Origin of the sequence: Vreelandella piezotolerans, assembly GCF_012427705.1 — a bacterium.
In the GTDB taxonomy this organism is placed as follows: domain Bacteria; phylum Pseudomonadota; class Gammaproteobacteria; order Pseudomonadales; family Halomonadaceae; genus Vreelandella; species Vreelandella piezotolerans.
Map to the genome: position 1 here is coordinate 2,023,013 of NZ_CP048602.1, position 25,615 is coordinate 2,048,627.

Annotated in this window: 26 protein-coding genes and 1 tRNA gene; 19 read left to right on the forward strand and 8 right to left on the reverse strand. The window is 55.7% G+C overall.

Annotation, left to right across the window (positions count from 1 at the left end; all coding sequences use genetic code 11):
- Positions 1–5: 5 nt before the first annotated feature.
- The 5 genes from accC to purH all read left to right on the forward strand — a co-directional run bounded on the left by accC (position 6) and on the right by purH (position 5,489).
- Positions 6–1,346 (forward strand): acetyl-CoA carboxylase biotin carboxylase subunit, encoded by a 1,341-nt coding sequence (gene accC, locus GYM47_RS09305; protein ID WP_139527391.1) that lies wholly within the window; start codon positions 6–8, stop codon positions 1,344–1,346.
- A gap of 142 nt (positions 1,347–1,488) precedes the next feature.
- Complete coding sequence (gene prmA / locus GYM47_RS09310; RefSeq protein WP_153843375.1) at positions 1,489–2,400, forward strand: 50S ribosomal protein L11 methyltransferase; 912 nt, start codon at positions 1,489–1,491, stop codon at positions 2,398–2,400.
- A 98-nt stretch (positions 2,401–2,498) separates the two neighbouring features.
- Positions 2,499–3,539 carry a tRNA dihydrouridine synthase DusB gene (gene dusB / locus GYM47_RS09315; protein WP_153843376.1) on the forward strand — a complete coding sequence of 347 codons (1,041 nt, stop codon included), beginning with the start codon at positions 2,499–2,501 and terminating at the stop codon, positions 3,537–3,539.
- Entirely contained in the window at positions 3,536–3,859 is a 324-nt protein-coding gene (fis, locus tag GYM47_RS09320) for a DNA-binding transcriptional regulator Fis (protein WP_153843377.1), read from the forward strand. The genes dusB and fis overlap by 4 nt, the downstream gene beginning before the upstream one ends.
- A 49-nt stretch (positions 3,860–3,908) precedes the next feature.
- A complete protein-coding gene (purH, locus tag GYM47_RS09325) occupies positions 3,909–5,489 on the forward strand; it encodes a bifunctional phosphoribosylaminoimidazolecarboxamide formyltransferase/IMP cyclohydrolase (protein ID WP_153843378.1) in 1,581 nt (526 codons plus the stop codon).
- A 67-nt stretch (positions 5,490–5,556) separates the two neighbouring features.
- On the opposite strand, the gene GYM47_RS09330 is transcribed toward purH, so the two are convergent.
- Both GYM47_RS09330 and folE read right to left on the reverse strand, forming a co-directional pair.
- Positions 5,557–7,017 (reverse strand): NAD-dependent succinate-semialdehyde dehydrogenase, encoded by a 1,461-nt coding sequence (locus GYM47_RS09330; RefSeq protein ID WP_153843379.1) that lies wholly within the window; start codon positions 7,015–7,017, stop codon positions 5,557–5,559.
- Between the two features lie 110 nt (positions 7,018–7,127).
- Positions 7,128–7,679 carry a GTP cyclohydrolase I FolE gene (folE, locus tag GYM47_RS09335; RefSeq protein ID WP_139527385.1) on the reverse strand — a complete coding sequence of 184 codons (552 nt, stop codon included), beginning with the start codon at positions 7,677–7,679 and terminating at the stop codon, positions 7,128–7,130.
- A gap of 350 nt (positions 7,680–8,029) precedes the next feature.
- Here folE and GYM47_RS09340 point away from each other — a divergent pair, with 350 nt between their 5' ends.
- Positions 8,030–8,623: a hypothetical protein gene (locus tag GYM47_RS09340; RefSeq protein ID WP_153843380.1), complete on the forward strand. Its 594-nt coding sequence runs from the start codon at positions 8,030–8,032 to the stop codon at positions 8,621–8,623.
- Positions 8,624–8,701: 78 nt separating this feature from the next.
- Here the strand turns inward: GYM47_RS09340 and GYM47_RS09345 are convergent, their stop codons facing one another.
- Positions 8,702–9,676: a serine/threonine protein kinase gene (locus GYM47_RS09345; protein ID WP_153843381.1), complete on the reverse strand. Its 975-nt coding sequence runs from the start codon at positions 9,674–9,676 to the stop codon at positions 8,702–8,704.
- Between the two features lie 31 nt (positions 9,677–9,707).
- The gene (locus GYM47_RS18505; RefSeq protein WP_331250799.1) at positions 9,708–10,463 is read right to left on the reverse strand and encodes a double zinc ribbon domain-containing protein; all 756 of its coding nucleotides are present in this window, start codon (positions 10,461–10,463) and stop codon (positions 9,708–9,710) included.
- Positions 10,464–10,498: 35 nt separating this feature from the next.
- Between GYM47_RS18505 and GYM47_RS09350 the strand changes: the two genes are divergently transcribed.
- The 3 genes from GYM47_RS09350 to GYM47_RS09360 all read left to right on the forward strand — a co-directional run bounded on the left by GYM47_RS09350 (position 10,499) and on the right by GYM47_RS09360 (position 12,404).
- A tRNA-Leu gene (locus GYM47_RS09350) sits at positions 10,499–10,583 on the forward strand.
- A gap of 164 nt (positions 10,584–10,747) precedes the next feature.
- Positions 10,748–11,377 carry a hypothetical protein gene (locus GYM47_RS09355; RefSeq protein ID WP_139527381.1) on the forward strand — a complete coding sequence of 210 codons (630 nt, stop codon included), beginning with the start codon at positions 10,748–10,750 and terminating at the stop codon, positions 11,375–11,377.
- A gap of 34 nt (positions 11,378–11,411) precedes the next feature.
- Entirely contained in the window at positions 11,412–12,404 is a 993-nt protein-coding gene (locus tag GYM47_RS09360; protein ID WP_139527380.1) for a hypothetical protein, read from the forward strand.
- A gap of 27 nt (positions 12,405–12,431) precedes the next feature.
- Here the strand turns inward: GYM47_RS09360 and GYM47_RS09365 are convergent, their stop codons facing one another.
- Positions 12,432–13,193 (reverse strand): SDR family oxidoreductase, encoded by a 762-nt coding sequence (locus GYM47_RS09365; protein ID WP_139527379.1) that lies wholly within the window; start codon positions 13,191–13,193, stop codon positions 12,432–12,434.
- A gap of 194 nt (positions 13,194–13,387) precedes the next feature.
- Between GYM47_RS09365 and GYM47_RS09370 the strand changes: the two genes are divergently transcribed.
- The 4 genes from GYM47_RS09370 to GYM47_RS09385 all read left to right on the forward strand — a co-directional run bounded on the left by GYM47_RS09370 (position 13,388) and on the right by GYM47_RS09385 (position 16,976).
- Positions 13,388–13,873, forward strand: coding sequence for an FxsA family protein (locus GYM47_RS09370; RefSeq protein WP_153843382.1), 486 nt, complete (start codon positions 13,388–13,390; stop codon positions 13,871–13,873).
- Between the two features lie 229 nt (positions 13,874–14,102).
- A complete protein-coding gene (locus GYM47_RS09375) occupies positions 14,103–14,396 on the forward strand; it encodes a co-chaperone GroES (protein ID WP_139527377.1) in 294 nt (97 codons plus the stop codon).
- Positions 14,397–14,452: 56 nt separating this feature from the next.
- Positions 14,453–16,096 carry a chaperonin GroEL gene (groL, locus tag GYM47_RS09380; RefSeq protein ID WP_139527376.1) on the forward strand — a complete coding sequence of 548 codons (1,644 nt, stop codon included), beginning with the start codon at positions 14,453–14,455 and terminating at the stop codon, positions 16,094–16,096.
- Between the two features lie 145 nt (positions 16,097–16,241).
- Positions 16,242–16,976 carry an RNA methyltransferase gene (locus GYM47_RS09385; RefSeq protein WP_153843383.1) on the forward strand — a complete coding sequence of 245 codons (735 nt, stop codon included), beginning with the start codon at positions 16,242–16,244 and terminating at the stop codon, positions 16,974–16,976.
- 89 nt (positions 16,977–17,065) lie between these two features.
- On the opposite strand, the gene GYM47_RS09390 is transcribed toward GYM47_RS09385, so the two are convergent.
- The gene (locus tag GYM47_RS09390) at positions 17,066–18,409 is read right to left on the reverse strand and encodes a Na+/H+ antiporter family protein (RefSeq protein ID WP_062374386.1); all 1,344 of its coding nucleotides are present in this window, start codon (positions 18,407–18,409) and stop codon (positions 17,066–17,068) included.
- A 207-nt stretch (positions 18,410–18,616) separates the two neighbouring features.
- On the opposite strand from GYM47_RS09390, the gene GYM47_RS09395 reads away from it, so the two are divergent.
- The 6 genes from GYM47_RS09395 (at position 18,617) to GYM47_RS09420 (ending at position 23,852) form a co-directional block, all read left to right on the forward strand.
- The gene (locus GYM47_RS09395) at positions 18,617–20,011 is read left to right on the forward strand and encodes a GntP family permease (RefSeq protein WP_153843384.1); all 1,395 of its coding nucleotides are present in this window, start codon (positions 18,617–18,619) and stop codon (positions 20,009–20,011) included.
- Positions 20,012–20,073: 62 nt separating this feature from the next.
- On the forward strand, positions 20,074–21,282 hold the full coding sequence (locus GYM47_RS09400; protein ID WP_153843385.1) for an MFS transporter: 1,209 nt from the start codon (positions 20,074–20,076) through the stop codon (positions 21,280–21,282).
- A 224-nt stretch (positions 21,283–21,506) separates the two neighbouring features.
- Entirely contained in the window at positions 21,507–22,274 is a 768-nt protein-coding gene (locus GYM47_RS09405) for a DUF1538 domain-containing protein (RefSeq protein ID WP_128082409.1), read from the forward strand.
- Complete coding sequence (gene umpB / locus GYM47_RS09410) at positions 22,271–23,086, forward strand: Na,Li,K/H(+) antiporter subunit UmpB (protein ID WP_153843386.1); 816 nt, start codon at positions 22,271–22,273, stop codon at positions 23,084–23,086. The genes GYM47_RS09405 and umpB overlap by 4 nt, the downstream gene beginning before the upstream one ends.
- Complete coding sequence (locus tag GYM47_RS09415) at positions 23,076–23,429, forward strand: P-II family nitrogen regulator (RefSeq protein WP_044628015.1); 354 nt, start codon at positions 23,076–23,078, stop codon at positions 23,427–23,429. The genes umpB and GYM47_RS09415 overlap by 11 nt, the downstream gene beginning before the upstream one ends.
- A gap of 57 nt (positions 23,430–23,486) precedes the next feature.
- The gene (locus GYM47_RS09420; RefSeq protein WP_231125613.1) at positions 23,487–23,852 is read left to right on the forward strand and encodes a CBS domain-containing protein; all 366 of its coding nucleotides are present in this window, start codon (positions 23,487–23,489) and stop codon (positions 23,850–23,852) included.
- Here GYM47_RS09420 and GYM47_RS09425 read toward each other — a convergent pair.
- Both GYM47_RS09425 and GYM47_RS09430 read right to left on the reverse strand, forming a co-directional pair.
- A complete protein-coding gene (locus GYM47_RS09425) occupies positions 23,845–24,780 on the reverse strand; it encodes a metal ABC transporter permease (RefSeq protein WP_153843387.1) in 936 nt (311 codons plus the stop codon). The two genes, GYM47_RS09420 and GYM47_RS09425, sit on opposite strands and share 8 nt — an antisense overlap.
- A gap of 9 nt (positions 24,781–24,789) precedes the next feature.
- Positions 24,790–25,614: a metal ABC transporter ATP-binding protein gene (locus tag GYM47_RS09430; RefSeq protein ID WP_153843388.1), complete on the reverse strand. Its 825-nt coding sequence runs from the start codon at positions 25,612–25,614 to the stop codon at positions 24,790–24,792.
- Position 25,615: the final 1 nt, after the last annotated feature.

Here is a 25,615-nt window from a genome sequence, read left to right on the forward strand (position 1 = left end):
CTCCCATGCTGGACAAGGTACTTATCGCGAACCGCGGCGAGATTGCCCTTCGTATCTTACGCGCCTGCAAAGAACTCGGGATCAAAACCGTAGCGGTTCACTCCAAGGCAGATCGCGAACTGATGCACGTTCGTCTCGCCGATGAAGCCGTGTGTATCGGCCCCGCCTCATCAGCGCAGTCGTACTTAAACATCCCGGCGTTGATCAGCGCGGCGGAAGTCACTGATTCGAGCGCCATTCACCCCGGTTATGGCTTTCTCTCTGAGAATGCCAACTTTGCCGAGCAGGTAGAGCGCTCGGGGTTCACCTTCATCGGCCCGCGCGCTGAGACCATCCGCTTAATGGGCGACAAAGTGAGCGCTATCAACGCCATGAAAGCGGCGGGCGTTCCCACTGTGCCTGGCTCCGATGGGCCGCTTGGCGACGATGACGCCACCAACTTGGCCACAGCGAAGCGCATTGGCTATCCGGTGATCATCAAGGCAGCGGCGGGTGGCGGCGGCCGCGGTATGCGCGTGGTGCACACCGAAGGCCACTTACTGTCTGCCATTACCGTCACGCAAACCGAAGCGCATGCAGCCTTCGGCGACGGAACGGTCTACATGGAGAAGTTTCTAGAGAAGCCTCGCCATGTGGAGGTGCAGGTATTGGCTGACGGCCAGGGGAATGCCATTCACCTCTATGACCGCGACTGTTCGCTGCAGCGTCGACATCAGAAAGTGTTAGAAGAAGCACCTGCGCCAGGCCTCGATCCTGACGCGCGCGCGAAAGTGCTCGACGCTTGTCGCCAAGCGTGTATCGAGATCAACTATCGCGGCGCGGGCACTTTCGAATTCCTCTACGAAGATGGTGAATTCTTCTTCATCGAAATGAACACCCGTGTTCAGGTCGAGCACCCAGTGACGGAAATGGTGACGGGTGTCGATATCGTCAAAGAGCAGCTGCGCATTGCAGCCGGCTTGCCCCTGTCGATTCGCCAGGAAGACGTGAAGCTGAACGGCCATGCGTTCGAATGTCGTATTAACGCTGAAGATTCGCGCACCTTCATGCCGTCTCCCGGCAAGGTGACGCTGTTTCACGCGCCTGGTGGGCTCGGCGTTCGCATGGACTCTCACCTGTATACCGGCTACACCGTACCGCCGCATTACGACTCCTTGATCGGTAAGTTGATTACCTGGGGCGCTGACCGCGACATCGCCTTGACGCGCATGCGCAACGCACTCGACGAGCTGCTGGTCGAAGGCATCAAAACCAATATCGACCTGCAGAAAGACCTGGTCCGCGATAGCTACTTCCGCCAGGGCGGTGTCAATATCCACTACCTCGAGAAAAAGCTGAGCAGCTAATCTTTTGGTGGCGACGATGCCCGCCTATTGGCGGGCATTTTCGTGAGGTGGCCCCTATCATTCCGCTAATGTACCCGCTTCGTGATGTCGTCTTGATGATATCACCCGTTTGTTTCTTCCTTATTCGCCGTGGAGACTCCCCATGCCCTGGCTCCAATTAAAAGCACACGTCGCTCCCGAACAAGCCGAGCTTCTCGAAGAATTACTGCTCGAAGAGGGCGCGACGGCAATTGGTATGCAAGATGCCCACGACGACCCGGTCTTCGAACCCGAGCGCGGCACGACACCGCTATGGCAAGACACCATATTGACGGGGCTTTACGACGATCTAGATGGGATCGATGGCATGCTGAGCCGTATCGAAGCGGCTTGGGCAGAACAGATGCCCGGTGAACCCTGTCCGGCCATCGAATACGAACTGCTAGCAGACCGCGACTGGGAGCGGGAGTGGATGGATGACTTCACGCCGCTGCGGATGGGGGAACGACTATGGATCGTGCCGAGTTGGCATGAGCCGCCCGAGGCGGGCGCGGTCAATCTGATCCTTGACCCGGGCCTTGCGTTCGGGACCGGCACTCATCCTACAACCGCGCTGTGTCTCGAGTGGCTGGATGGTTTAGCGGTAAACCATGAACTGCAGGGCAAAGATGTGCTGGACGTCGGCTGTGGCTCTGGCATTCTCGCCATTGCGGCCTTGAAGCTAGGCGCCTCACACGCCGATGGCACGGATATCGACCCGCAAGCATTGCAGGCTAGCCGGGACAATGCCGAGCGCAATGCCATCGACGACCAGCAGTTCACTCTCTGTTACCCCGAACAGTTGGAAGGCGGCCCCTACCCCATCGTTACAGCCAACATTTTGGCAGGCCCACTGGTCGAGTTATCCAATACGATTGCTGGACACGTGGCCCCTGGTGGCCGTATCGCGCTATCAGGCATACTAGCCAATCAAGCCACCGAAGTACGGGAAGCCTACGAAGCACAAGGGCTCTACATGGATGAGCCTACCCTTCGAGAGGGCTGGGTGCGTTTGACAGGCCGTCGCCCCGCATAAAATCGGGATTGGCCTTCAATAGCTTGCCGAGTAGGCGTATCATACGCTCCCTTGAAACGCCCTACTCGCCGCTTTCATGCCTATCAAAGTATACCGCCATGACGTTGATGACTACTTCGCCACCTGCGATTGGGCCTTACCAACTGCCTAACCCGGTCATGCTGGCCCCGATGGCGGGCGTCACTGATCGCCCATTTCGCCAGCTATGCCGTCGGTTAGGCGCGGGCTGGGTCGTGGGAGAGATGGTCACGTCAGACCCTTCGCTTTGGCACACGCGCAAATCCCAGCTACGTATGGATCATCAGGGCGAACCCGACCCACGGGTCGTGCAGGTCGCTGGCGGGGATGCCGAGATGCTGGCGCAGGCGGCGAGACTCAATGTCGAACTAGGCGCGCAAATCATCGACATCAATATGGGGTGCCCGGCAAAAAAAGTGTGCAACAAAGCCGCTGGCTCAGCCCTCATGCGTGATGAAACGCTGGTCGCCGAGATTTTAGATGCCGTTGTGAAAGCGGTGGACATCCCCGTCACGCTCAAGATACGCACCGGTTGGTGTGCCGCTTCTAACAATGCACTGCGTATTGCCAAGCTGGCGGAATCTGCAGGCATCCAAGCGCTGGCCATTCATGGCCGTCACCGCGAACAGCGCTATACTGGTGAAGCCGAGTACGACACGATCGCCGACATAAAATCGCACCTCACGATCCCCGTGATTGCCAATGGCGATATCACCACCCCGGAGAAAGCCGCTCATGTGCTGCGTTACACTGGCGCTGATGCAGTGATGGTTGGCCGCGGCGCCCAGGGCAATCCGTGGATTTTTCAACAAATCACGCATTACCTGACCCATGGTGAGCACCTTGCATCACCCAGCTTGGCTGAGCGATGCAGCGTCCTGCTGGAGCATCTGCAGGCACTTCATGACTTCTATGGCACCACCATGGGAGTGCGTATCGCGCGCAAGCACGTCGGCTGGTATCTCGACGACGACAAGCGCTTTAACAGTACCCAGCAGCGCACGCTCAAGCAGCAGTTCAACGCTCTGACCACGCCTGACGAGCAGTTTGACTGGATCCACAACGCCATGACCCAGGACGCTTCGAAGCGTCTGCTAGCCAAAGGAAGCCATGCGGCATGACTGAACGCGACCTGCTCTCCAGCGAACGCTCCTCACGACTCTCAGGCACGCTAGCAGCCCCCTCCGCCAGCGCACAGCCACAGCCACTGAGAGAAGCGGTAGAGACCGCCATGCGCCGTTACTTCGAGCATCTCGATGGCAGCCAAACATCTGACTTATATGCCATGGTGATGGCCGAAGTAGAGGCCCCACTGTTAGCGTGCGTGATGGAGCATACCGACGGTAATCAAACTCGCGCCGCCGACGTACTTGGCCTGAACCGTGGCACGCTACGCAAAAAACTCAAGCAGTATGGATTGATTGAAAGTGACGCCCCTTGATGGGGCGTTGCCGTTTTTCACCTTAGACCCGCAGATGACGAGCATCCTTATGGCTGATAGCACCCCTACCCCCGTCCGCCGCGCCCTGCTGAGCGTATCCGATAAAACCGGCATCGTGGAGTTTGCCCAAGGCCTTGCCGCACACGGCGTCGAGCTGCTCTCCACCGGCGGCACCTACCGTTTGTTGAAAGAAAACGGAATGACGGTAAAAGAAGTATCGGAACACACCGGCTTTCCAGAAATCATGGACGGTCGGGTCAAAACGCTGCATCCGAAAATCCATGGCGGCATTTTGGCGCGCCGCGGCCAGGACGATGCCGTCATGGCTGACAATGACATCACCCCTATCGATATGGTGGTCGTCAACCTTTACCCGTTTGCAGCAACGGTCGCTAAGCCAGATTGCACGCTCGAAGATGCCATCGAGAACATCGACATCGGCGGCCCCACCATGGTGCGCGCCTGTGCCAAAAACCATGCCTATACCACCATCGTGGTGAACGCCGACGATTACACTCGTGTGCTTGGCGAGCTCGACGATAATGCGGGCCAAGTCAGCGCTTCTACGCGTTTTGACCTGGCCGTTAAAGCGTTCGAACATACCGCCGGTTATGACGGCGCCATCGCCGACTACCTTGGCCGCCAGGTCGCCAGCGACGGCACCACCTTTGCTCGCACCTTCAACCTGCAGCTTCACAAAAAGCAAGACATGCGATACGGCGAAAACCCGCATCAAAATGCTGCGTTCTATGTCGACCCCGCCGCCAGCGAGCCTAGCGTAGCCACCGCCAAAACGCTGCAAGGCAAGCCACTCTCTTTCAACAACGTGGCCGATACCGACGCAGCATTCGAGTGCGTGAAAGCCTTTGACGAGACCGCCTGTGTCATCGTTAAGCACGCCAACCCGTGCGGGGTCGCCGTAGGCGCGACCGCATTGGAAGCTTACGACAAGGCCTTTGCCACCGACCCCACCAGCGCCTTTGGCGGCATCATTGCCTTTAATGTGCCGCTTGATGCGGACACCGCGCTAGCCATCGTTGACCGCCAGTTCGTGGAAGTCATCATTGCGCCTGGCGTCCATGATGAAGCGGCCCGCATCGTGGCGGAGAAACAGAACGTCCGCTTGCTGGATGTCGGCGACCATTGGCCGGGTACCGCGCAGCCCGCATTCGACTTTAAACGTGTGAATGGCGGCCTATTGGTACAAGATCGTGATCAAGGGATGGTCACTGAAGAGGCGCTCACCGTGGTCAGCGAGCGCGCCCCGACCAGCGAAGAGATGCGCGATCTCACCTTTGCATGGCGCGTTGCCAAGTTCGTGAAATCCAACGCCATCGTTTATGCAAAAGCGGGCCAAACCATTGGTGTCGGCGCAGGACAGATGAGCCGCGTGTACTCCGCTAAGATCGCAGGTATCAAAGCCGCCGATGAAGGGCTTTCCGTACCAGGCTCAGTGATGGCCTCCGATGCCTTCTTCCCCTTCAGGGACGGCATCGACGCCGCCGCTGCCGCTGGCATCACTGCCGTCATTCAGCCTGGCGGCTCCATGCGTGACCAAGAAGTGATCGATGCGGCTAACGAAGCAGGCATTGCCATGGTCTTCACCGGCATGCGTCACTTCCGCCACTAAACGGTCAGGTCATCTCACATGCATTAAAAAAGCCCTCACTAGTGAGGGCTTTCAGGTCTATGATGAACTACTTACCAAGATCGATGCAGAGATACTTCGTTTCCAGGTACTCTTCCAAGCCCTGATGTCCCCCTTCTCTGCCGAGACCTGACGCCTTGACGCCACCAAACGGTGCCGCCGCATTGGAGATAAGGCCGGTATTAATGCCTACCATGCCATATTCTAACGCCTCTGCTACACGCCATACGCGAGCCAAATCCCGGGAATAGAAGTAAGACGCCAAGCCGTACTGAGTATCGTTGGCCATCTCGATAGCGGTTTCCTCATCATCGAAAGGAAACACGGCAGCAAGCGGACCAAACGTCTCTTCATGCGCCACTTTCATGGCATCGGTGGCAAAACTGATGAGCGTAGGCGTAAAGTAATTGCCCCCTAAGGGGTGCGGATGGCCACCTAGCAGCAGTTCGGCACCGTGATCGACGGCATCCTGGACGTGTTCGCTCACCTTTTTCACGGCGCTCTCATCGATTAACGGCCCGATGTTTACGCCTGGCTTAGTACCATCCCCCACTTTGAGTTCACTGTTCATCGCAACGGCCAGTTTTTCGCAAAACGCATTGATGACACTGGATTGAACCAAAAATCGGTTCGTACATACGCATGTCTGACCCGCATTACGAAACTTTGCCGCCATGGCGCCTTCTACCGCGGCGTCTAAATCCGCATCTTCGAACACAATGAACGGCGCATTGCCACCCAGCTCAAGCGAAATCTTTTGGATGTGTTCCGCTGCTTGAGCCATTAGCTTGCGCCCCACCTCCGTCGATCCTGTAAAGGTGATTTTGCGAACCTTGGGAGACTCAGTCAGCGCTTTGGCAATATCTGACGCGCTGCCAGGCACCACGTTGAACACACCACGAGGAATGCCTGCACGTTCGGCTAGCAGAGCCAATGCCGTCGCCGAAAACGGGGTTTGGCTTGCAGGCTTAACAACGATCGTGCAACCAGCAGCCAGAGCGGCACCGGCTTTGCGTGTAATCATCGCTGCTGGGAAGTTCCAAGGAGTGATCGCCCCCACTACACCCACGGGCTGCTTGGTAACGACGATGCGCTGATTGGCATTGGCTGCAGGAATCGTTTCACCGTAAACGCGACGAGCCTCTTCAGCAAACCAACGTAGAAAGCTCGCAGCGTAAACGATTTCACCTTCAGCTTCTTTGACCGGCTTACCTTGCTCATGCGTCATGAGAAGCGCGAGATCCTGCTTATGTTCGAGCATCAAATCATGCCATTTGAGCAACAAGTCCGCCCGCTCTTGAGCAGTTAGCGCCCGCCATGCCGGCAGTGCTGCATCGGCTGCCTCGATGGCACGCTCGGTTTCCGCTCTACCCAGTCGAGGGATATCCCCTACTGGCTCGCCGGTAGCGGGATTCGTGACGTTGATTTGCTCACCGCTGTCAGCGGCTACCCAACTGCCATCGATATAGGCAAATGGGCAATATAGCTGCGTTTCTCTCAGCGCTTCCATGACAGACTCCTGACCAAATGACGGCCTAATCGGCTCATTGACCCGTTCATGCTAAGACGAAACGACGCGTTTCACCAAACCTTTGATACAAAAGGTCAGCGCCACTCGGCCTAACTAATCAATGTCAAAAATTCCTGGCGAGTGGCTTGGTTACTGCGGAACCCTCCCAGCATGACGGAAGAGGTCATGCTCGAGTTCTGCTTTTCGACCCCACGCATCATCATGCAAAGGTGTCGAGCTTCGATGACGACCGCCACTCCTCGCGCCTGGGTGACTTGCTGCACCGCTTCTGCAATTTCTCTGGTCAGGTTTTCCTGAATCTGCATACGTCGCGCATACATGTCGACGATGCGCGCGAACTTGGACAAACCCAACACCTTGCCACTGGGCAAGTAAGCTATGTGGCACTTGCCAATAAATGGCAGCAAATGGTGCTCGCACATCGAGTAGAGCTCGATATCCTTGACCAACACCATTTCGTCGGTTTGTGATTCGAACACGGCGCCATTGACGATCTCTTCGAGCGACTGGTGATAACCAGCGTTCAAAAACTGCATGGCCTTAGCGGCTCGCTTGGGCGTATCTCTTAGGCCCTCGCGATCCGGGTTTTCACCCAAAGCGGTAATGATGTGACGGTAATGTTGGGCGATGTCGTCGGTCATGGTAGGCCTCATTAAACTGTGCTTGTTCGCTATCACTCAATCGCTTTGCAGCAATGTCATCGCGCCAGCGAGCCTCATTTTCGGCAAACTATTTTTAGCTTGCAGTGTTATCCGTTTAGCTGCCTTACCTAGCGTGCTAGCTGAACGCCTATCTTGGACAACCATCATGTACAAAAAATATACCTTAAAAAATTTATGTACAACAAGAACGGCCTATTAATCTATTTTAACGCACCTAAGCAGGCTGTGGCAGAGTGACACGCACCCCCCTTCGGCACTATAGGAGCTGTGCTATGCTATGGGCATCATTTTCCTGCTGACAATGCAGGTATCACTGTTGAGAGTAAGCCATGTCATTTAAATCATCGCCCTTTTGGCTAGCCGCCCTGCTGGGTACGTTATGGGTATCCTCCACTTATGCAGAAGAGTCGATGCTGACCTTGCCAAGCGGCGCAAAGGTGGGCGTTGAAGTCGTCGAGGCTCTGGCGTTCGATAATACCCAGTCACGTTATAGCGACATTCTTCTTCATCCAACGACCGCTAATGGGACCACAGACGCGCTTCCTGAATATTGCTTGCTGGTGGCGAACGCACAGCTAAACGGTGATCGCATACGTATTACCACGCAGGATGCCACCTGCATTGAAACCCATGATGCAGAAAGCGCCATTTACTCCGGCTCATTCTCTGCGAGCGCTTACGCCGAAGATGGCCAATATGGTATCCCCTGCGGTAACGGTGACTGCACGCTTGCACCTGGACAATCGTTCGTTCTTACGTTGGATGAAAGCATTCAGATCGCCGCGCAAGATAACCCCTCTGCCGAGATAAACGCGACTCGGCGTCAAGCCAATGGTGAAGGCGTGGCCAACCCAATTCCTGGCGAACGTCCTGATCCTGACCAAAGTATCGAAAACCCAGCGCCGACTGAACAGCCTAATTAACGCCTACTTTTTCATACCGCGGCCTTTCGTCGTTGAATACGAAAGGTCGCTGTGTCCTTTCCTCATCGTTGTTCGATGCTAGGCCAGCCACAATGGCGTTTCTAACTGAAGCAACTGCTGCTCGAGCTGTCGTATGTGTTGATCCCAGTAACCCGCTTCCGCCAACCAGGGAAATGCGCGAGGAAAAGCCGGGTCTTCCCAGCGACTAACCAACCAAGCCGCGTGTCGTGTGAGACGATACGCTCTTAAAGGCTCGATGAGTGACATTTGCTCATGCGGAAATGGCCTGGTTTCTTCGTACCCCTCGACGATTTCACTAAGCTGCGTGCGCCACTGCTGAGGCTCTTCCATGGGTAACAGCATCCAAACGTCCTGAATGGCAGGCGCCATCAAGCAGTCGTCGAAATCGACAAGATGGAAGTCTCCATCACGACCTAATACGTTACCTAAGTGGCAGTCACCGTGAGCCCGAATCATACACTCAGCGCTCAACGCTACGCTCTCTAAATGTTGACGTATCTTATTCACTACCCGTTGATAAGCGCGCGCCTGATGGTCATTCAGCCACGGGCTTGCCAGAACACGCCGCTCGGCATCACTGACACCTTCCGCTAGCCGCAGCGTGTCACGGTGCTGAAAAGGGGCTTGCGCTGCCACTTCGTGAAGCCGTCCTAACACCTCCCCTAAGGCAAACAAGTGGTCCGGGTTATCCAACTCCGGCGCTTGACCAGAGCATTGAGAAAACAGCGCAAAACGAAATGGCCCAAACGTATGCAAAGATCTGCAATGCGCATCTCGCCAAGGTGCGACGACAGGCACGCCTGCCTGGGTCAATTCGGTTAAGAACGCGTGCTCTTCTTCGATCGCTTCGTTGGACCAACGTCCCGGCCGGTAAAATTTCACGACCCAACGGGCACCCGTGTCATCACGGAACATCAGCACACGGTTTTCATAGCTATTCAAAGCAAAGGGTTCCCCTGAAGGCCAGATACCGATTGACTCTATTGCCGACATGACGAGGTCAGGTGACAGCGCACTAAACGGATGCGACATAAATGACTCCTTAAAAGAGCTGACTAGTTTATCAACTCTTCTGAAAGGGTGTGCGAGCAGCTGCCCATACGTCCACGCGCTTCGCACCCTGTGCCAGCGCAGCGGCGGCCAAGGCATGGCCGGTTGCCCCTGTGGTGACTACATCATCGACGATGGTGACATGTTCAGGTATGCCCCCCTCCATCCTAAAGGCGTCGCTTACGTTTCGGCGCCGCTCTTTACGATTCAAAGAGCGTTGTGAAGGCATCTGTTTGATACAACGCGCTCGAAGGACTGGCATACCCGTGCTCTTGCCGAGCCGTTTGGCCAGCCAATGTGCTTGATTAAAGCCACGTTCTTTAGCCCGCGCTGGAAACATGGGGACTGGAAGCAAAGCGTTACCCAACGCGGGCGGTGGTTGTGAAAGCATCAAATTCACTAGCAACTGACCGGCACGAGGCGACGCCTGAAATTTGAAATCATGCACTAGTTGCGACACAACCTCTTGATAGCAAAGTGCTGCAGTGGTGATCGTAAAGCTCGGCGGCTCTACCAAACAGTGGCCGCAGCGACTCTCACCGGCGCCCAAAAGCGGTTCGGCACACTGCTCGCAGCTCACTCGATTCCAAGGCAGTTGCGCATAGCACTCCTCACACCATCCGCTTTCAGTTGCTCGAGAGCACAAACAAAAGGCGCAGTAACCTGGCAAACCTCGCTTAAGCCACTGATTCATGACCATGGTCCATTTCATCATTGTATGTACATCCCATGTCTGACAGTCAAAATAGCAGCGCATCGTGATTGACATTAACGCAGAAGTTGATAATATATGCCTCGTCTTCTGCGGATGTGGTGGAATTGGTAGACACGCTAGATTTAGGTTCTAGTGCCGTAAGGTGTGGGAGTTCGAGTCTCCCCATCCGCACCAATTTAAAATGTAAAACCTCAAAGGATTCGGTAGCGCATAGCTAGCCGAATTTTTTTGTTTTCAACTCCCCTTCATCGTATCAACCTAACTAGCTGACTTCGCCCTTTTTTTAGGCTACGTTATCGGTCAATCTACGCCGTCAATTTTGAGAAGGATCTCAACTTATGCAATGGCTGAACGACAATGCTCAGGCAATTTCTGCAGTGGCCAGTATTTGTACACTGTTCGTATGGGTGTTTTACGCGCAACTGCTCTATAACGGCTACGTGCGACAACGCCGACCTCGCATCATCGTCAATCGGGGTAAAGGTATCGGCACCAAAGCCCTGTGCTTGATCAGCAATATGAGCAGTGAGGCTATCTATATTCAACACTTGGTCGCCGTCCTGCACACTCGCGAAGGAGTGTATGAATTGGATGTCGTCGAGTATCAGCAGCAAAGCGGGGATGACAACGAAGAGTGCTACCGCACCCATCAGGGGCCTTTGGCATCGGGAGATTATTTGCACATACAGTCGTTTGGCTCGATCGTGGATCAGTTGGTTCAGCACTGGAAGCTAGACCAAGGCACCTTGCAAGAGCAAACACCAGAGCTCGAGATACGAGTCATCGCAATTTATGGCTCCGAAGATATGCCGGTCGGTGCCTCGAGGCGCTTTGCTTTGGATTTAAACGCGGATCCGCTCCACCAACTCACGCCGCTTAAAGTAGATACCGAGCGCATGAACAGTCGGCGCGATCGCAAGCGAGTACTGGAGTGGGCAAAAGCCATCGAGATGCATAAAGCACAATGATGTGCGCACCTAATTAAAAGGCGGGGACGTTCCTATGAAACCTATCATTGCACTCGTTTGGTTAGGCGCGCTGAGTACCCTCTCGTTCGGTGTGCATGCGGATGAGGAAGACAGCGACTTACCTGACTGGGCCGAAGAACGGGTAGAACCTTTCCGCGCCCGCATCGGCAATTGGGTCGACAATACGTCTCGTAATATTGATGCTTTTTTTGGCGGTGAACACTCGGCCACTGTCCAAAACAAGTCCTACTTACGTTTAGGCCAAGAAATCGACTGGATGGAAGGTGACGGCACCAACGGTGACATTAGCGTTCGTTATCGCATCGACCTGCCCACCACCGAGGAGCGTTTGAGACTCGTGGTCGAGAGCGATCCAGAAGAGTCGCAGGGTACGCTAGCCGATCAAGGTTCGGGTCGCCTCTACAATGATCAGAGAGACCGCAGCACGTCTACATTTGGCCTCGACTGGTTAGAAAGCCGTGATAAACGAGAAAATTGGAGCAATCGGATAGGCGCAGGTATTCGCCTACGTATGCCACTCGACCCGTATGTTCGTTTCACTAGCGAGCGGCTGTGGGACATTGGCGACGGCCCCTGGCAGCTGGAGTCCTTCAACCGTCTATCCTGGTTCAATAATGAAGGCTATTCGGCACGCACGACGTGGGACATAGGTCGCCCACTCTCCGAAAATAGACATTTGCGCTTTATCACTACCGTCCAATGGCGAGAGGAAGAAGACAAGCTGGAGTTTAGCGAAGTCGCTCAGCTCAATCAGCGTCTGAACGACCGCAGTGCACTACGTCATTCAGCCATTGCGATTGGTGAAAGCGCTTCCAATCCACGCATGACCAACTATTACCTACAAACCCGCTACCGTCGCGATCTTCACAAAGGCATTCTGTTTGGCGATGTCATACCAGAGCTGCATTTTCAGCGCGAGGATAGTTACGACCCCCGCTGGGCAATGACACTGCGTTTAGAAATGTACTTTCAGCGTGATATTCAGCGAGACTACTTTCAATTCTAACCGCAGCGTCGTCATCGGTAAGCGGTTTTAAAGCCGCAACCCCCCATCACATTCGATAATGCGTGCGGTGAAATAATCATTATCAAAAATGAACGCGACACTTTGAGCAATATGATCCGGCTCGCCTAAATGCTTTAACGGAACGTTAGATTCGATTCTTTCTAACATATCGGGACGCATCGAGGCCGTCATCTCGGTTTCGATAAAGCCAGGCGCGACGGTACCGGTGCGCACCCCGTAGCGCGCCAACTCTTTTCCCCACGTAACGGTTAGGGCATGCACTCCCGCTTTGGCGGCAGCGTAATTGCTTTGCCCCATATTGCCCGCGCGAGAAATGCTGGAAATATTGACGATAACGCCGTCATGTCCCGCCTCGACCATCTGGGCCGCCGCCTCACGACCGCATAAGAATACCCCCGTCAAATTAACGTCCAGTACGCGCTGCCACGAGGAGAGTGACATGCGTTTTTCAACGACGCCATCTCTAGCTTTGATCAATAGGCCATCATCGGTAATCCCAGCATTGTTCACACAGCCACTGACCGGGCCCATTCGATCGGCGATATCGGCAAACGCACGCTCGACGGATGCCTCATCTGCAACGTTGACTACGAAAGCCTGAGCGGTCACCCCCTCTGCACTTAAAGCAGACACCGCCCCATCCAGGGCCTCAGCACTCATATCCAACAGCGCAAGATGGGCTCCTTGTCTACCTAACCGTTGCGCAATAGCAAACCCAAGGCCTCGAGCGCCCCCCGTTATTGCAATCACTTTCTTGTCCACTTGCATCTCTCTCTCCTTAGCAGGTTTGTCTGCCGAATTGACAACCCATCCAGCACGCCTTGCCTTTCTTTTTGCATTGCAGCATAGAAGAGCCCACGAAAAATATCGAGCCCACCAGGGCGTTGGGACACTCATGGGACTGCTTGTTTTTTATATTTCTGTCACCATATCCGTTAATTACGACCGTCTTGGAGCTGGCTATGCCTATTCTTCTCTTTATATCGCTCTTTACGCTACTGGACTTTGTGCTGCTTTTTTCAATCGGCAGCCAGATAGGCTTATTGGCCACACTGATATTTGTGTTAAGCACCGGCTTCATCGGACTTCACCTCATTCGCAAGGAAGGTGTCTCCACCTTCGCCCGCGCCCGACAGCGCATGCAAATGGGTGAAATCCCCTCTCAGGAGCTACTGACTGGCGCCGCCCTCATCTTTGGTGGCGCTCTTTTGCTTGCCCCAGGGTTCCTATCCGACGCGCTGGGTATCGCCTGCTTGATTCCCAACGCTCGCCAACTACTCATGAAAGCCCTGACCTGGGTTGGTTTAAAAAGCGCTTCGCATCGGCACAAGTATCAGCGTGGCGCAGAAGACTGGGGGCGGTCGAACGAACAGCCCTCCTCCCATCGTGAAGAAGGCCCTATCGAAGGTGAATTCATAAGCGGTGACGATGAGCCGCGCCGTCGCTAAGTCATTCACCTGATTGCCAAAGGTGGCGAGGTATTTTTTTTCATACCTACCCCTTGAAAGGCGTTGGGCAGCCCCCACTTTTGTGTCAGCACACAGGTTCGGCGAAGGCTTTGCTTTCGCCATTGACATGAAGGCAGCACGCCTTCGCTTTCCGAGGGCTGAGCCCGCGGAAATCCCTTTAAGCTAACTGCCCCTTTTGGGCTTTGACGAACCTCAGGAGAACGTGAGCATGAATATCCGTCCTTTGCACGATCGCGTCGTCATCCGTCGCGTGGAAGAAGAGCAGAAAACCGCTGGCGGCATCGTGCTACCGGGTAATGCGCAGGAAAAACCCACGCGTGGTGAAGTTCTGGCCGTTGGTAATGGCCGTATTCTGGATAACGGCGATGTACGTCCACTGGATGTAAAAGTGGGCGATACGGTGATTTTTAAAGACGGCTTTGGCGTTGAGAAGCAAAAAATCAACGGCGAAGAAGTTCTGATCATGAGCGAAGCCGATATTCTGGCCGTCGTCGAAGGCTAATCCGACTCGGCTAATTACTTTCCCATTTTTATTTTAATTGTTAGGAAGTAACGAACATGGCAGCTAAGCAAGTTAAGTTCTCCGATGATGCTCGCAAACGCATGGCACGTGGTGTCGACGTCCTGGCGAACGCCGTTAAAGTCACGCTGGGCCCGAAAGGCCGCAACGTGGTATTGGACAAATCCTTCGGCGCGCCGACCGTCACTAAAGACGGTGTCTCTGTCGCAAAAGAGATCGAACTGAAAGACAAGTTCGAGAACATGGGCGCCCAGATGGTGAAAGAAGTCGCTTCCAAGACTTCCGACGCCGCCGGTGACGGTACCACCACGGCCACCGTTCTGGCACAGGCCATCGTAGCGGAAGGCCTGAAAGGCGTGACCGCGGGCATGAACCCGATGGATTTGAAACGCGGTATTGACCAAGCCGTGACCGCAGCGGTCAAAGAGATTCAGGCGATGTCCGTGCCCTGCACCGACACCAAGTCCATTGCGCAGGTAGGCACGATCTCTGCCAACGGCGACAAGCGCATTGGCGAAATCATCGCCGAAGCGATGGAAAAAGTCGGTAAAGAAGGCGTCATCACCGTTGACGAAGGTCGCGGTTTCGAAGACGAATTGGAAGTGGTCGAAGGTATGCAGTTCGACCGCGGCTACCTCTCGCCCTACTTCGTCACCAACCAAGACACCATGACCGTCGAGCTGGAAGATCCGTACATCCTGCTCGTCGACAAGAAGATCTCCAACATTCGCGAACTGCTGCCGGTGCTGGAAGCCGTTGCCAAGCAAGGCAAGCCGCTGGCCATCATCGCCGAAGATATCGAAGGCGAAGCGCTGGCAACGCTGGTCGTGAACAACATGCGTGGCATCGTGAAAGTCGCGGCTGCCAAAGCACCTGGCTTCGGCGACCGTCGCAAAGCTATGCTGCAGGATATCGCTATCCTGACGAACGGCACCGTGATCTCCGAAGAAGTAGGTCTGACCCTTGAGCAGGCGAACCTGGATCACCTGGGTACTGCCAAGCGCATGACCATGTCCAAAGAGAACACCACCATCATCGATGGCGCAGGTGCCGAGGACGACATCGAAGCGCGCGTTAACCAAATCCGCGCGCAAATCGAAGAAACGTCCTCTGACTACGACAAAGAGAAGCTGCAAGAGCGCGTTGCCAAACTGGCAGGCGGCGTTGCCGTTATCCGCGTCGGTGCGGCGACCGAAGTCGAAATGAAAGAGAAGAAGGCCCGCGTCGAAGATGCGCTGCACTCGACTCGCGCTGCCGTAGAAGAAGGCGTCGTACCTGGCGGCGGTACTGCCCTGGTTCGCGTGATGGCCAAAGTACAGGGCCTGACCGGTGACAACGAAGATCAGAACCACGGTATCAACATGGCGCTGCGTGCCATGCAGGCACCGCTGCGTCAGATCGTCACCAACGCGGGCGAAGAAGCCGCTGTGGTCATCAATCGCGTCAAAGATGGTGAAGGCAACTTCGGTTACAACGCGCAAACCAGCGAGTACGGCGACCTGTTCGAAATGGGTGTTCTCGACCCGGCAAAAGTAACCCGCACTGCGTTGCAGTCTGCTGGTTCCGTTGCTGGCCTGATGATCACCACCGAGTGCATGATCGCCGACGACCCGGAAGAGAAAGAAGCTGCCCCGGATATGGGTGGCATGGGCGGTATGGGTGGCATGGGCGGCATGATGTAATGCACCCATGAGCCTAACGCTCTGACGTTGGACGTCATCAAGAACCCCGCTTCGGCGGGGTTCTTTTATTAGTACCGACGTCATGGCGTCATAAAGCGTGCTACCATCACCGGCTTTATTTGGCAGCTTTTAGGTTCGACTTCTCGTGCTTTCCAATATTCGTATCGTGCTGGTGCAAACGTTCCACCCGGGCAACATAGGCGCAACAGCCCGCGCCATGAAAACCATGGGGCTGACGGAGCTCGTGCTGGTCAATCCTCGTACCTTCCCCGATGAAGAAGCCACTCGCCTAGCCGCCGGTGCAACGGACGTATTAGAAAACGCTCGCTGCGTAAAGACACTCGAAGAGGCCGTGAACGACTGCGTGCAAGTGGTCGGTGCCAGCGCTCGGCTGCGCAGCATGCCGCTGCCCCATTTCGACGAGCCTGACGAGATGGCCCAGCAAGTCATCGACAACGCCCATCATGCCCCGGTGGCCCTGGTGTTTGGCCGCGAACGCTCCGGGTTGACCAACGATGAGATTCGCTGCTGCAGCCACCAAGTCAGCATTCCCGCCAATCCCGAGTACGGCATTCTCAATCTATCGCAAGCGGTCCAGATTCTTGCCTACGAAGTGCATCGCGCCTGGCGCAAGCGCGACGTCAGCGGTTTTGAGTATCAGCGCCCGCTGGAAGCCACGCCGCCTAGCCGCGAACAGTTTGGCTATTTCCAGGAACATCTTGGCCGCTTGATGCAGCAAAGCGGTTTTTTAACCCAGCCCCACGCCCGTACCGAAGAGCAACTTCAAACGCTGTTTGCCCGTGCACAGCCTAGCCGCAAAGAGCTGTCCCTACTCCGTGGTCTGCTAAGTGCCTTTGAAGCGCACTTGCCTAAACAGTAACGTCTTATCCACTCAACGCGCTTTCATCAAGCACTTCCATCAAAAAAGGGCAGCCTCAGCGCTGCCCTTTTGGTAAGTATTGAGTGTGCTTAAAGCGTCATGGCCGCCAGCCAGCCAAACGCAATCAGCGGAAGATTATAGTGCAGGAACGTGGGCACCACGCTATCCCACATATGGTCGTGCTGACCGTCTACGTTCAAGCCTGAGGTGGGCCCCAAAGTGGAATCCGAGGCTGGCGACCCCGCATCGCCCAAGGCGGCAGCGGTGCCCACCAGCACTACAGTCGCCATGGGTGAGAAACCAAACTGCACGGCCAGCGGTACGAAGATCGCCGCAATGATGGGAATGGTTGAGAACGAAGAGCCGATGCCCAGGGTAATGAACAGGCCGACCAGCAGCATGACCAAAGCGGCCAAGCCACGATTATCGCCAAACAGATCGAAGGCACCCGCAACCAGCGAGTCGATATCGCCGGTGGCTTTCATGACTTCCGCAAAGCCTGCCGCCGAAATCATGATAAAGCCAATCAAAGCCATCATCCGCATACCGCTGGTGAACAGATCATCAGCCTCGCGCCATTTGAAAATACCACCCAATGACAGCAAGCCGATACCCACCAAGCCTCCAACGATCATCGAGCCGGTGTAGAGCTGAAGGCCTAACGCTGCCACGATCGCCACGCCTGACATGACTAACCCTAAGAGGTGCGGTTCGACAGGCGTGTGCGTCTGGCCATTGGGCGCGGCCACGTCCTTACTCGCGTAGCTACGCTGGCCGCGGTAGCTAAACAGTAGGGCGACCAACAGGCCCATGGCCATGCCGCCCACCGGAAGCGCCATGGCCATGGGCACCATGCCACGCGAGATCTCAAGCCCTAGTGGCTCTCCGGCACTGTTGAGATTGGCTAACAGAATATCGTTCAAGAAGATCGCCCCGAATCCTACCGGCAGCAGCATATAGGGTGCCGTAAGACCAAAGGTCAAAGCGCAGGCCACGGCGCGGCGGTCGAGTTGCAGACGATTCATCACCGCCAGCAGCGGTGGAATCAGCACGGGAATGAACGCGATATGGACCGGAATGGCATTTTGTGAGGAGATCGCGACCAGCAGTACGGCCACCAGCAGCAGCATCTTCACCCGTGCTTGGTGGGCGGCGGTCGCTTCTTTACCCAACAGAGTGATCAATCGGTTCGCCAGCATGTCCGGCAACCCAGAACGAGAGATGGCCACGGCAAAAGCGCCTAACGTTGCGTACGCCAGCGCCACCTGAGCGCCCCCACCGACGCCCTCGTTGAACGCGCTGAGCGTATCGTCTAGGGAAAGGCCTCCGACCAGCCCCCCTACCAACGCACCAACCACCAGTGCGAAAACGACGGACACGCGAAGAAGTGACAGTGCCACCATGACGAGCACTGCAAGAATTACTGCATTCATGGAAATACCCAGGGTTATTGGAAGGTCATCAACGCCAAAGGTGGCGGATTTTAACAGATGGGGCGCGCTTAATCAGGCGAAAGTGACGCTCTCTTTTGGTTACGACTTTAGTCACAACGCTATTGCTGCTATGCAACATTATGCCTAGTATCCCGGCCTTTGTTTAAACGCACCGCTTACTAAATTAACAAATGCTTAGGAGCCTGTATGGGCATGCTCGCCATTATTATTTCGTTGTCGCTATTGATGCTGCTTGCCTATCGCGGCATTTCTGTCCTCCTCCTTGCGCCGTTGATGGCCGCGTTAGCGGTTTTACTATCAGGCGACGGTGCTTTTTTACTGCCCATTTACACCGATACCTTCATGGGCGCCCTGGGCAACTATGTCATGCAGTTCTTCCCTCTCTTCTTGCTGGGCGCGCTCTTCGGCCAGTTGATGGCAGACTCAGGCGCCGCCCAGTCGATCTCCAATGGCATCGTCAAACGGTTGGGTACCCATCACGTGGTACTGACGGTGGTCATGGCCTGTGCCGTTCTGACCTATGGCGGTGTCTCGCTGTTCGTCGTGGCCTTTGCCATTTACCCGATCAGCCGTGAACTGTTCCGCCAGGCCAATGTGCCCAAGCGCCTTATCCCCGCCTCCATCGCTCTAGGCTCCTTCACCTTTACCATGACGGCGCTGCCCGGCACGCCAGCCATCCAAAACGCGATTCCCATCCCTTACTTTGGCACCAACAGCTTCGCGGCACCGGGGCTTGGCATCATTGCTGGGTCGATCATGCTAGGTTTAGGAACGTTCTACCTTCAATCCCGAGTCAAGAAAGCCGCTGCTCAAGGGGAGGGTTACGGTACCCACACGGAACGTGAAACCGATACCCACAGCGACACTGACACAGCACCCGGCATGCCGCTGGCCATCGCGTTGATTCCACTGGTTATGGTGATTGGCCTCAATGCCCTCTTTACTTACGGGGTATTCCCGGCCATGGACCTGAGCTTCATCAGCGACGCGTTCGATAACGTCACACCCAGCCGACAGACCGGGCTTTGGGCCATTCTGATTGCCCTGCTGAGCGCCTCGGCTTGGCTGATCATCACCCGCTGGCACCACTGGCAAGACTTGAAAGTCACCATCAATCAAGGCTGCTTTGGTTCACTGCTACCTATTTTCAACACGGCCTCTGAAGTGGGTTACGGCGCGGTCATCGCCAGCTTGGCAGGCTTTGCCATCCTTCGCGATGCGGTGCTCAATGTTTCCCCCGGTAACCCCCTCATCTCCGAAGCCATGGCGATGAGCGTGCTGGCAGGCATCACCGGCTCCTCCTCCGGCGGGCTCTCCATTGCACTCCAAACCTTGGGTAGCGAGTATCTGGACATGGCGCAACAGGCTGGCATCGACCCAGAGCTCATGCACCGCGTGGCGACGCTGGCTGCGGGCGGCATGGATACGCTCCCCCACTCCGGCGCCGTCATCACACTTCTGGCCATTTGCGGGCTGACCCACCGCCAGTCGTATGGCAATGTCGCCATGGTCACCATCGTGCTCCCCATCGCCGCGCTGATGAGTGTGATTACGCTCGGCACCCTATTTGGAAGCTTCTAAAGTCGCCAATGCCATGCGATAGTTGATTAACGCGTTAACCAATCCACCATAAGAGACGTGCCATGGCCCTCAAGAAACACCACACGCTGCTGTTGATCGTGCTCGCCAGCTTGGTTATTTCTACGGCCATGGGGCTGCGTCATGGGTTCGGGCTGTTTCTCGAGCCCATGAGCAGCGATTTCGGCTGGGGGCGCGGCGTCTTTGCGTTCGCACTGGCCGTCCAAAACCTCATTTGGGGGCTGTCCCAGCCGTTTACCGGGGCGCTGGCCGACCGTTTTGGCGCGGCCAAAATCATCGTGGCGGGCGGCATCCTCTACGTACTGGGGCTCTGCTTCATGAGCCTTTCGACCAGCGCGCTCGGCATGACCGTCAGCGCGGGTCTGCTGATTGGCTTCGGCCTATCGGGAACGACGTTTTCGGTGATTCTGGGCGCCGTCGGCCGGGCCGTTCCCGCTGAGAAGCGCAGCATGGCCATGGGGATCGTCAGTGCGGCGGGCTCGTTTGGTCAATTTGCCATGCTGCCCGGCACGCTGGGATTGATCGAGTGGCTAGGCTGGTCCTCTGCGCTCCTGGCCATGGGGGCGATTGCCGCACTCATGATACCGCTGGGCGCGATGCTCAAAGACCGGCCCAGCCCCAAGGCACTGGGCGACTTGAGCCTGCGCGATGCGCTTAACCAAGCGGCGGGGCAAAAAGGATTTTGGCTACTTTGCCTGGGCTTTTTCGTCTGCGGCTTCCAAGTGGTGTTCATTGCGGTCCACTTGCCAGGCTACCTGTTCGATAACGGCTTGGCCGTCCAAGTCGGCACCACGGTGCTCGCGCTGGTGGGTCTGTTCAATATCGTGGGCACCTACACCGCTGGCTGGATGGGGGGTATCTGGTCGAAACCGCGCCTGTTGAGCTGGCTTTACCTCATCCGGGGCGTGATCATCACGGCCTTTATCGCCCTGCCCCTGACGACGACCAGCGCTTATCTCTTCGGGATCGCCATGGGGCTGTTATGGCTCTCCACCGTTCCGCTCACCAACGGTATCGTCGCATCGGTGTTTGGCGTTCGCCATCTCTCCATGTTGGGCGGCATCGTGTTTCTCTTTCATCAGCTGGGCTCGTTCATGGGCGTGTGGCTGGGTGGATTTTTGTACGACCTCACCGGCCACTACGATACGGTGTGGCAGATTGCCATCGTGCTATCCGTGGTCGCCGCCGCGCTCCACTGGTTCATCAGTGAGAAGCCGCTGGCACGCCCCTCTGCGGGACAGGTGATGACATGATGCGTTCCAGTCTATGGTGGAGTTTGATTGCTCTACCGATAGTGAGTGGCTTGATATTGCTGGCATGGTGGGGCTGGCACACATTAGACCCTTCGATGCTGCTGTTAGGCAGCCAACTTTGTTGACCAGAGAACACTCGCAACGTGTCCTAGATCAAAAGAGACGACATGCGTAACCATTACACTAATGAGCATAGACGTATCAGCCATTGAAAAAGGGCGCTAATGAACTTTATTCACTCTCTCGCCCTGCAGCTCAAAAACAGCCTTCGGGATTTGCTACCCGTTGTGCTGGTTATGAGCTTCTTTCAAACGCTCGTCATCCAACAACCTCTTCCCGATACATTGGCGCTTTTCGATTTAGCACTAGGGCTACTGTTTGTAGTGATCGGGCTAACGCTCTTCATCAAGGGGCTAGAGCTGGGACTGTTTCCTTTAGGAGAGAACCTCGCACGTGCTTTCGTTCATAAAGGTTCTGTCGTTTGGCTCCTTCTATTTGCTTTTGCACTGGGGTTTGGATCCACCGTCGCAGAGCCAGCACTGATTGCCGTGGCGGCTCGCGCAGCGATTGTCGTCTCCGAAAGCGGTCTGATCGAGAATAGCAGTCTCGCACAAACGTCCTTTGCGTTTACGCTCCGCATGATCGTAGCGCTTTCCGTAGGCACCGCCGTGGTCGTTGGCGTACTGCGTATCTTTAAAGGCTGGCCGCTGCATTTGATGATCATTGGTGGTTATATTCTTGTACTGCTCTTGACGCTGTTAGCGCCTGCTGAACTCGTTGGCATTGCTTATGATTCGGGCGGTGTCACGACATCCACCATTACCGTCCCTCTTGTTACGGCACTCGGTGTTGGCTTGGCCACGGCCATCAAAGGCCGCAACCCTATGCTGGACGGCTTTGGTTTGATTGCATTTGCTTCCGTTATGCCCATCATTTTCGTATTGCTTTTCGGTATTGTTGGCCTTGATCTCGTTGCAGAGGGAAGATCATGAATATGCTGGCTATTTTTTGGGGCACGCTACGCGATATTCTTCCCATTGTGGCGATTATTTTTGGCTTCCAATATTTGGTGATCCGCAAGCCGGTCAAACGGTTTCTAAAGGTCGCTGTTGGTTTTTTCATGGTATGGGTGGGACTCTCTTTCTTTTTGATAGGGCTAGAGCAAGCCCTGTTTCCCATGGGTGAGTTGATGGCCAGCCAATTGACGCACCCCGATTTTCTACCTGCCATGACAGAGGGTGCTCAGCGGCATTGGAGCGACTACTACTGGGTCTATATTTTCGCGTTTACGATTGGCGCAAGCACCACGATTGCCGAGCCATCGCTGATCGCGGTGTCGATCAAAGCTGGCGAAATATCCGGCGGTACGATCAACCCTTTCACCCTACGGCTCGCCGTTGCCCTCGGCATGGCCTTTGGAATCACCCTGGGCGCATGGCGTATCGTCATGGGCCTACCTTTGCAGTGGTTCGTGCTGGGTGCCTACTGCTTAGTGATTGTCCAAACCCTACGATCCCCAAAGTCGATTATCCCTCTTGCATTCGATTCCGGGGGCGTCACGACATCGACCATTACCGTGCCGATCATCGCCGCGCTAGGTCTTGGATTGGCCTCTTCGATACCCGGTCGTAGCGCGTTAATGGATGGCTTTGGAATGATCGCGCTTGCCTGCCTATTCCCTATTATAACGGTGATGGGATACGCCCAAATTGCTCGATGGCAAAGCAATAGGCCATCGAAAATACAGCCACTCTCAGGCACGTCAGTGACAAAGCCTCATCAAGGAGATACCCATGCGCTTTAAACTCATTGTCGCGCTTGTAGAAGATGAGCTAAGCGACCAGATACTTCAGGCAGCTAGAGATGCTGGAGCTACTGGCGCCACTGTCATCAATAACGCGCGTGGCGAAGGCTTAAAAAAAGCAAAAGGCATTTTTGGCATGGACATTACGTCGCAACGCGACGTGCTGCTCTTTTTAGTGGAGGAGCATATTAGCCGTTCAATTCTCGAAGCGATCGCGGAAGTGGGTGCGTTTGACGACACGTCGGGAACAGGCATCGCCTTTCAGCTAGACGTCGAGGATGCAGTAGGCGTCGCACACCAAGTGAAATCCCTCGAAGATGCATTCGATCAACCGCTAGGCTAGAGAGAGGCTTTAACAATGGCAAGCCCATCACTGACGGAGCGCACTGCCCAGGACGTTATGCACTCACGCTATGTGACGACCGATGGTTTTATGACCGTTACTGACGGCATTGAACTAATGAGGCAATACGATGCCACCGCTATTATCGTTGATAGGCGCGATGAGAAAGATGAACTGGGGCTAGTGTTAGCCTCTGATATTGCTAAAAAAGTGCTCGCAGTCAATCGCTCTGCAGACCGTGTAAGCCTTTACGAAATCATGAGCAAACCGATCATTAGCGTCCGTCCGGAAATGAATATTCGCTATTGCGCTCGCCTGTTTGCTCAGTTTGGTTTATCCCAAGCACCGGTCGTGGATGCAAAACACAGCGTCATTGGGATCATCGACTACCCACGGCTCGTCATCGGGTGGGAAACTAATTAGCGCCGCCCAAGCTCCGATGCCGCCAAAGCCGCATCAGCACACCGTGCTTGGGCGAAAACAGCAGCGCCGTGAAGAAGCACCCCGTTGCCACCAAGACGATGGTGCCACCGGACGCTACATCAAACGCAAACGACAGCCATAGCCCCAACACCGCAGACCCTACCCCAATGCCCACGGAGATGAACAGCATCGTTTTGAAGCGGTCGGTCAGCAAGTGGGCCGTGGCGCCCGGGGTAATCAGCATGGCCACCACGAGGATGATACCGACGGTTTCCAAACTGGCCACGATGGTGAGCGTGAGCAGCAGAATCAAACCGTAATGAATCACGCCGGTATTGAAGCCGAGTGCCTGCGCCTGAGTCGGATCGAAGGCGTAGAGCATGAGCGGACGATAAGCTAGCCATACCATCAGCAGCGCAACGAGGCTGGCCGCCAACGTGAGCAGTAGTGCCGACTGTTGCACTCCGAGCACGTTGCCGAACAGAATATGCATCAAGTGGGTGCTGGAGGCGATTTTACTGATCAGCACGACGCCCAGCGCAAATGCCCCGGTAAACATGATGCCCATGGCGGCATCGGATTTGATCCGTGTATGCCGTTCGATCGCCCCAATGCCGAGCGACGTCAGCGCTCCTGTGACGAAGGCACCGATAAAAAAAGGCAGGCCCAGCAGGTAGGCAACCGCCACCCCAGGCAGCACCGCATGAGAGATCGCATCCCCCAGCAACGACCAACGCTTGAGCACGACGTAACACGAAAGCATGCCGCAGATGGCTCCCACCATCATCGACGTGAGCAGCGCGCGCTGCATGAACGCGTACTGAAACGCCTCTGATACGCTGTCGGGCATTAGATTCACGGGCACCATCAGCGCCGCGATGAGCCCCGCCACCAGCGCACTACTCCAACCATCCAACGTTTCTAACATTCGAGTCGCCTATTCTTTGCTGGCAAATGCAGGAAGGCGGACACGCTCGACATCCGCTGGAGAATTTGCAATAGAACTCACCGCAAGTTCGGCCAACTTGCTATCGCTCAGCATTTCGTCGGGCGCGCCCTCGCCGCGAATGAATCGATTGATCAGTACCACATGGTCCACGTAGCGACGCGCGCCCGGCATATCGTGCGTCACCATCACGATGGTTCGTCCGGCTTCGCGTTCGCGTTTGAGCACGTCGAGAATGAGTCGCTCGCTAGGTGGGTCGACCCCCGCGAGCGGCTCATCGAGCAGCAGGATACTCGCCTCTTGCGCTAACGCACGCGCTAGCAGCACGCGTTTTTTTTGTCCGCCCGATAAGGCCCCGATCGGCCGCTCGGCATATGCCAGCATATCAACGTCGTCTAACGCCTTTTCCACCGCATCACGATGCCGTGACGAATGCCAACGCGCAGGCAGCAGCCTCCGCCACCACGCATCTTGACGCATGTGGCCATAGCGGGCGCTCATCACGGTTTCCCACACCGAAATAGGGAAGTCCCACTCGATGGCCTCTCGCTGGGCCATGTAGGCAATGCGCCCGGCTTTTCGATGGTGCTCGATGTCTTGACCAAATGCCGTCACGCGGCCGCGTAAGGGTTTCATACTACCGGTCAGCACGTGAAACAGCGTCGACTTGCCTGCACCGTTCGGCCCGACGATGGCCGTCCAACGCCCGCTTGGCAGCGAGAGGTGAATGTCCTCTAGCACGGGCTGACGCTGGTAAGCCGCATAGACACCGCTTACATCGATGGCGCTGGCTGGTTGAGACGGTAGTGAGGACATC

Excerpts from the sequence above, each read along its gene's own strand:
- accC (WP_139527391.1), top strand. The coding sequence starts at position 6 with ATGCTGGACAAGGTACTTATCGCGAACCGCGGCGAGATTGCCCTTCGT.
- fis (WP_153843377.1), top strand. The coding sequence starts at position 3,536 with ATGACTGAACGCGACCTGCTCTCCAGCGAACGCTCCTCACGACTCTCA.
- umpB (WP_153843386.1), top strand. The coding sequence starts at position 22,271 with ATGAATATGCTGGCTATTTTTTGGGGCACGCTACGCGATATTCTTCCC.
- GYM47_RS09420 (WP_231125613.1), top strand. The coding sequence starts at position 23,487 with ATGCACTCACGCTATGTGACGACCGATGGTTTTATGACCGTTACTGAC.
- GYM47_RS09365 (WP_139527379.1), bottom strand. The coding sequence starts at position 13,193 with ATGCAAGTGGACAAGAAAGTGATTGCAATAACGGGGGGCGCTCGAGGC.
- GYM47_RS09415 (WP_044628015.1), top strand. The coding sequence starts at position 23,076 with ATGCGCTTTAAACTCATTGTCGCGCTTGTAGAAGATGAGCTAAGCGAC.
- GYM47_RS09360 (WP_139527380.1), top strand. The coding sequence starts at position 11,412 with ATGAAACCTATCATTGCACTCGTTTGGTTAGGCGCGCTGAGTACCCTC.
- GYM47_RS09345 (WP_153843381.1), bottom strand. The coding sequence starts at position 9,676 with ATGTCGCATCCGTTTAGTGCGCTGTCACCTGACCTCGTCATGTCGGCA.
- GYM47_RS09395 (WP_153843384.1), top strand. The coding sequence starts at position 18,617 with ATGGGCATGCTCGCCATTATTATTTCGTTGTCGCTATTGATGCTGCTT.
- GYM47_RS09400 (WP_153843385.1), top strand. The coding sequence starts at position 20,074 with ATGGCCCTCAAGAAACACCACACGCTGCTGTTGATCGTGCTCGCCAGC.
- GYM47_RS09330 (WP_153843379.1), bottom strand. The coding sequence starts at position 7,017 with ATGGAAGCGCTGAGAGAAACGCAGCTATATTGCCCATTTGCCTATATC.
- purH (WP_153843378.1), top strand. The coding sequence starts at position 3,909 with ATGGCTGATAGCACCCCTACCCCCGTCCGCCGCGCCCTGCTGAGCGTA.
- GYM47_RS09425 (WP_153843387.1), bottom strand. The coding sequence starts at position 24,780 with ATGTTAGAAACGTTGGATGGTTGGAGTAGTGCGCTGGTGGCGGGGCTC.
- groL (WP_139527376.1), top strand. The coding sequence starts at position 14,453 with ATGGCAGCTAAGCAAGTTAAGTTCTCCGATGATGCTCGCAAACGCATG.
- GYM47_RS09370 (WP_153843382.1), top strand. The coding sequence starts at position 13,388 with ATGCCTATTCTTCTCTTTATATCGCTCTTTACGCTACTGGACTTTGTG.
- GYM47_RS09390 (WP_062374386.1), bottom strand. The coding sequence starts at position 18,409 with ATGAATGCAGTAATTCTTGCAGTGCTCGTCATGGTGGCACTGTCACTT.
- folE (WP_139527385.1), bottom strand. The coding sequence starts at position 7,679 with ATGACCGACGACATCGCCCAACATTACCGTCACATCATTACCGCTTTG.
- GYM47_RS18505 (WP_331250799.1), bottom strand. The coding sequence starts at position 10,463 with ATGTCAATCACGATGCGCTGCTATTTTGACTGTCAGACATGGGATGTA.
- GYM47_RS09340 (WP_153843380.1), top strand. The coding sequence starts at position 8,030 with ATGTCATTTAAATCATCGCCCTTTTGGCTAGCCGCCCTGCTGGGTACG.
- GYM47_RS09355 (WP_139527381.1), top strand. The coding sequence starts at position 10,748 with ATGCAATGGCTGAACGACAATGCTCAGGCAATTTCTGCAGTGGCCAGT.
- GYM47_RS09375 (WP_139527377.1), top strand. The coding sequence starts at position 14,103 with ATGAATATCCGTCCTTTGCACGATCGCGTCGTCATCCGTCGCGTGGAA.
- GYM47_RS09430 (WP_153843388.1), bottom strand. The coding sequence starts at position 25,614 with ATGTCCTCACTACCGTCTCAACCAGCCAGCGCCATCGATGTAAGCGGT.
- dusB (WP_153843376.1), top strand. The coding sequence starts at position 2,499 with ATGACGTTGATGACTACTTCGCCACCTGCGATTGGGCCTTACCAACTG.
- prmA (WP_153843375.1), top strand. The coding sequence starts at position 1,489 with ATGCCCTGGCTCCAATTAAAAGCACACGTCGCTCCCGAACAAGCCGAG.
- GYM47_RS09405 (WP_128082409.1), top strand. The coding sequence starts at position 21,507 with ATGAACTTTATTCACTCTCTCGCCCTGCAGCTCAAAAACAGCCTTCGG.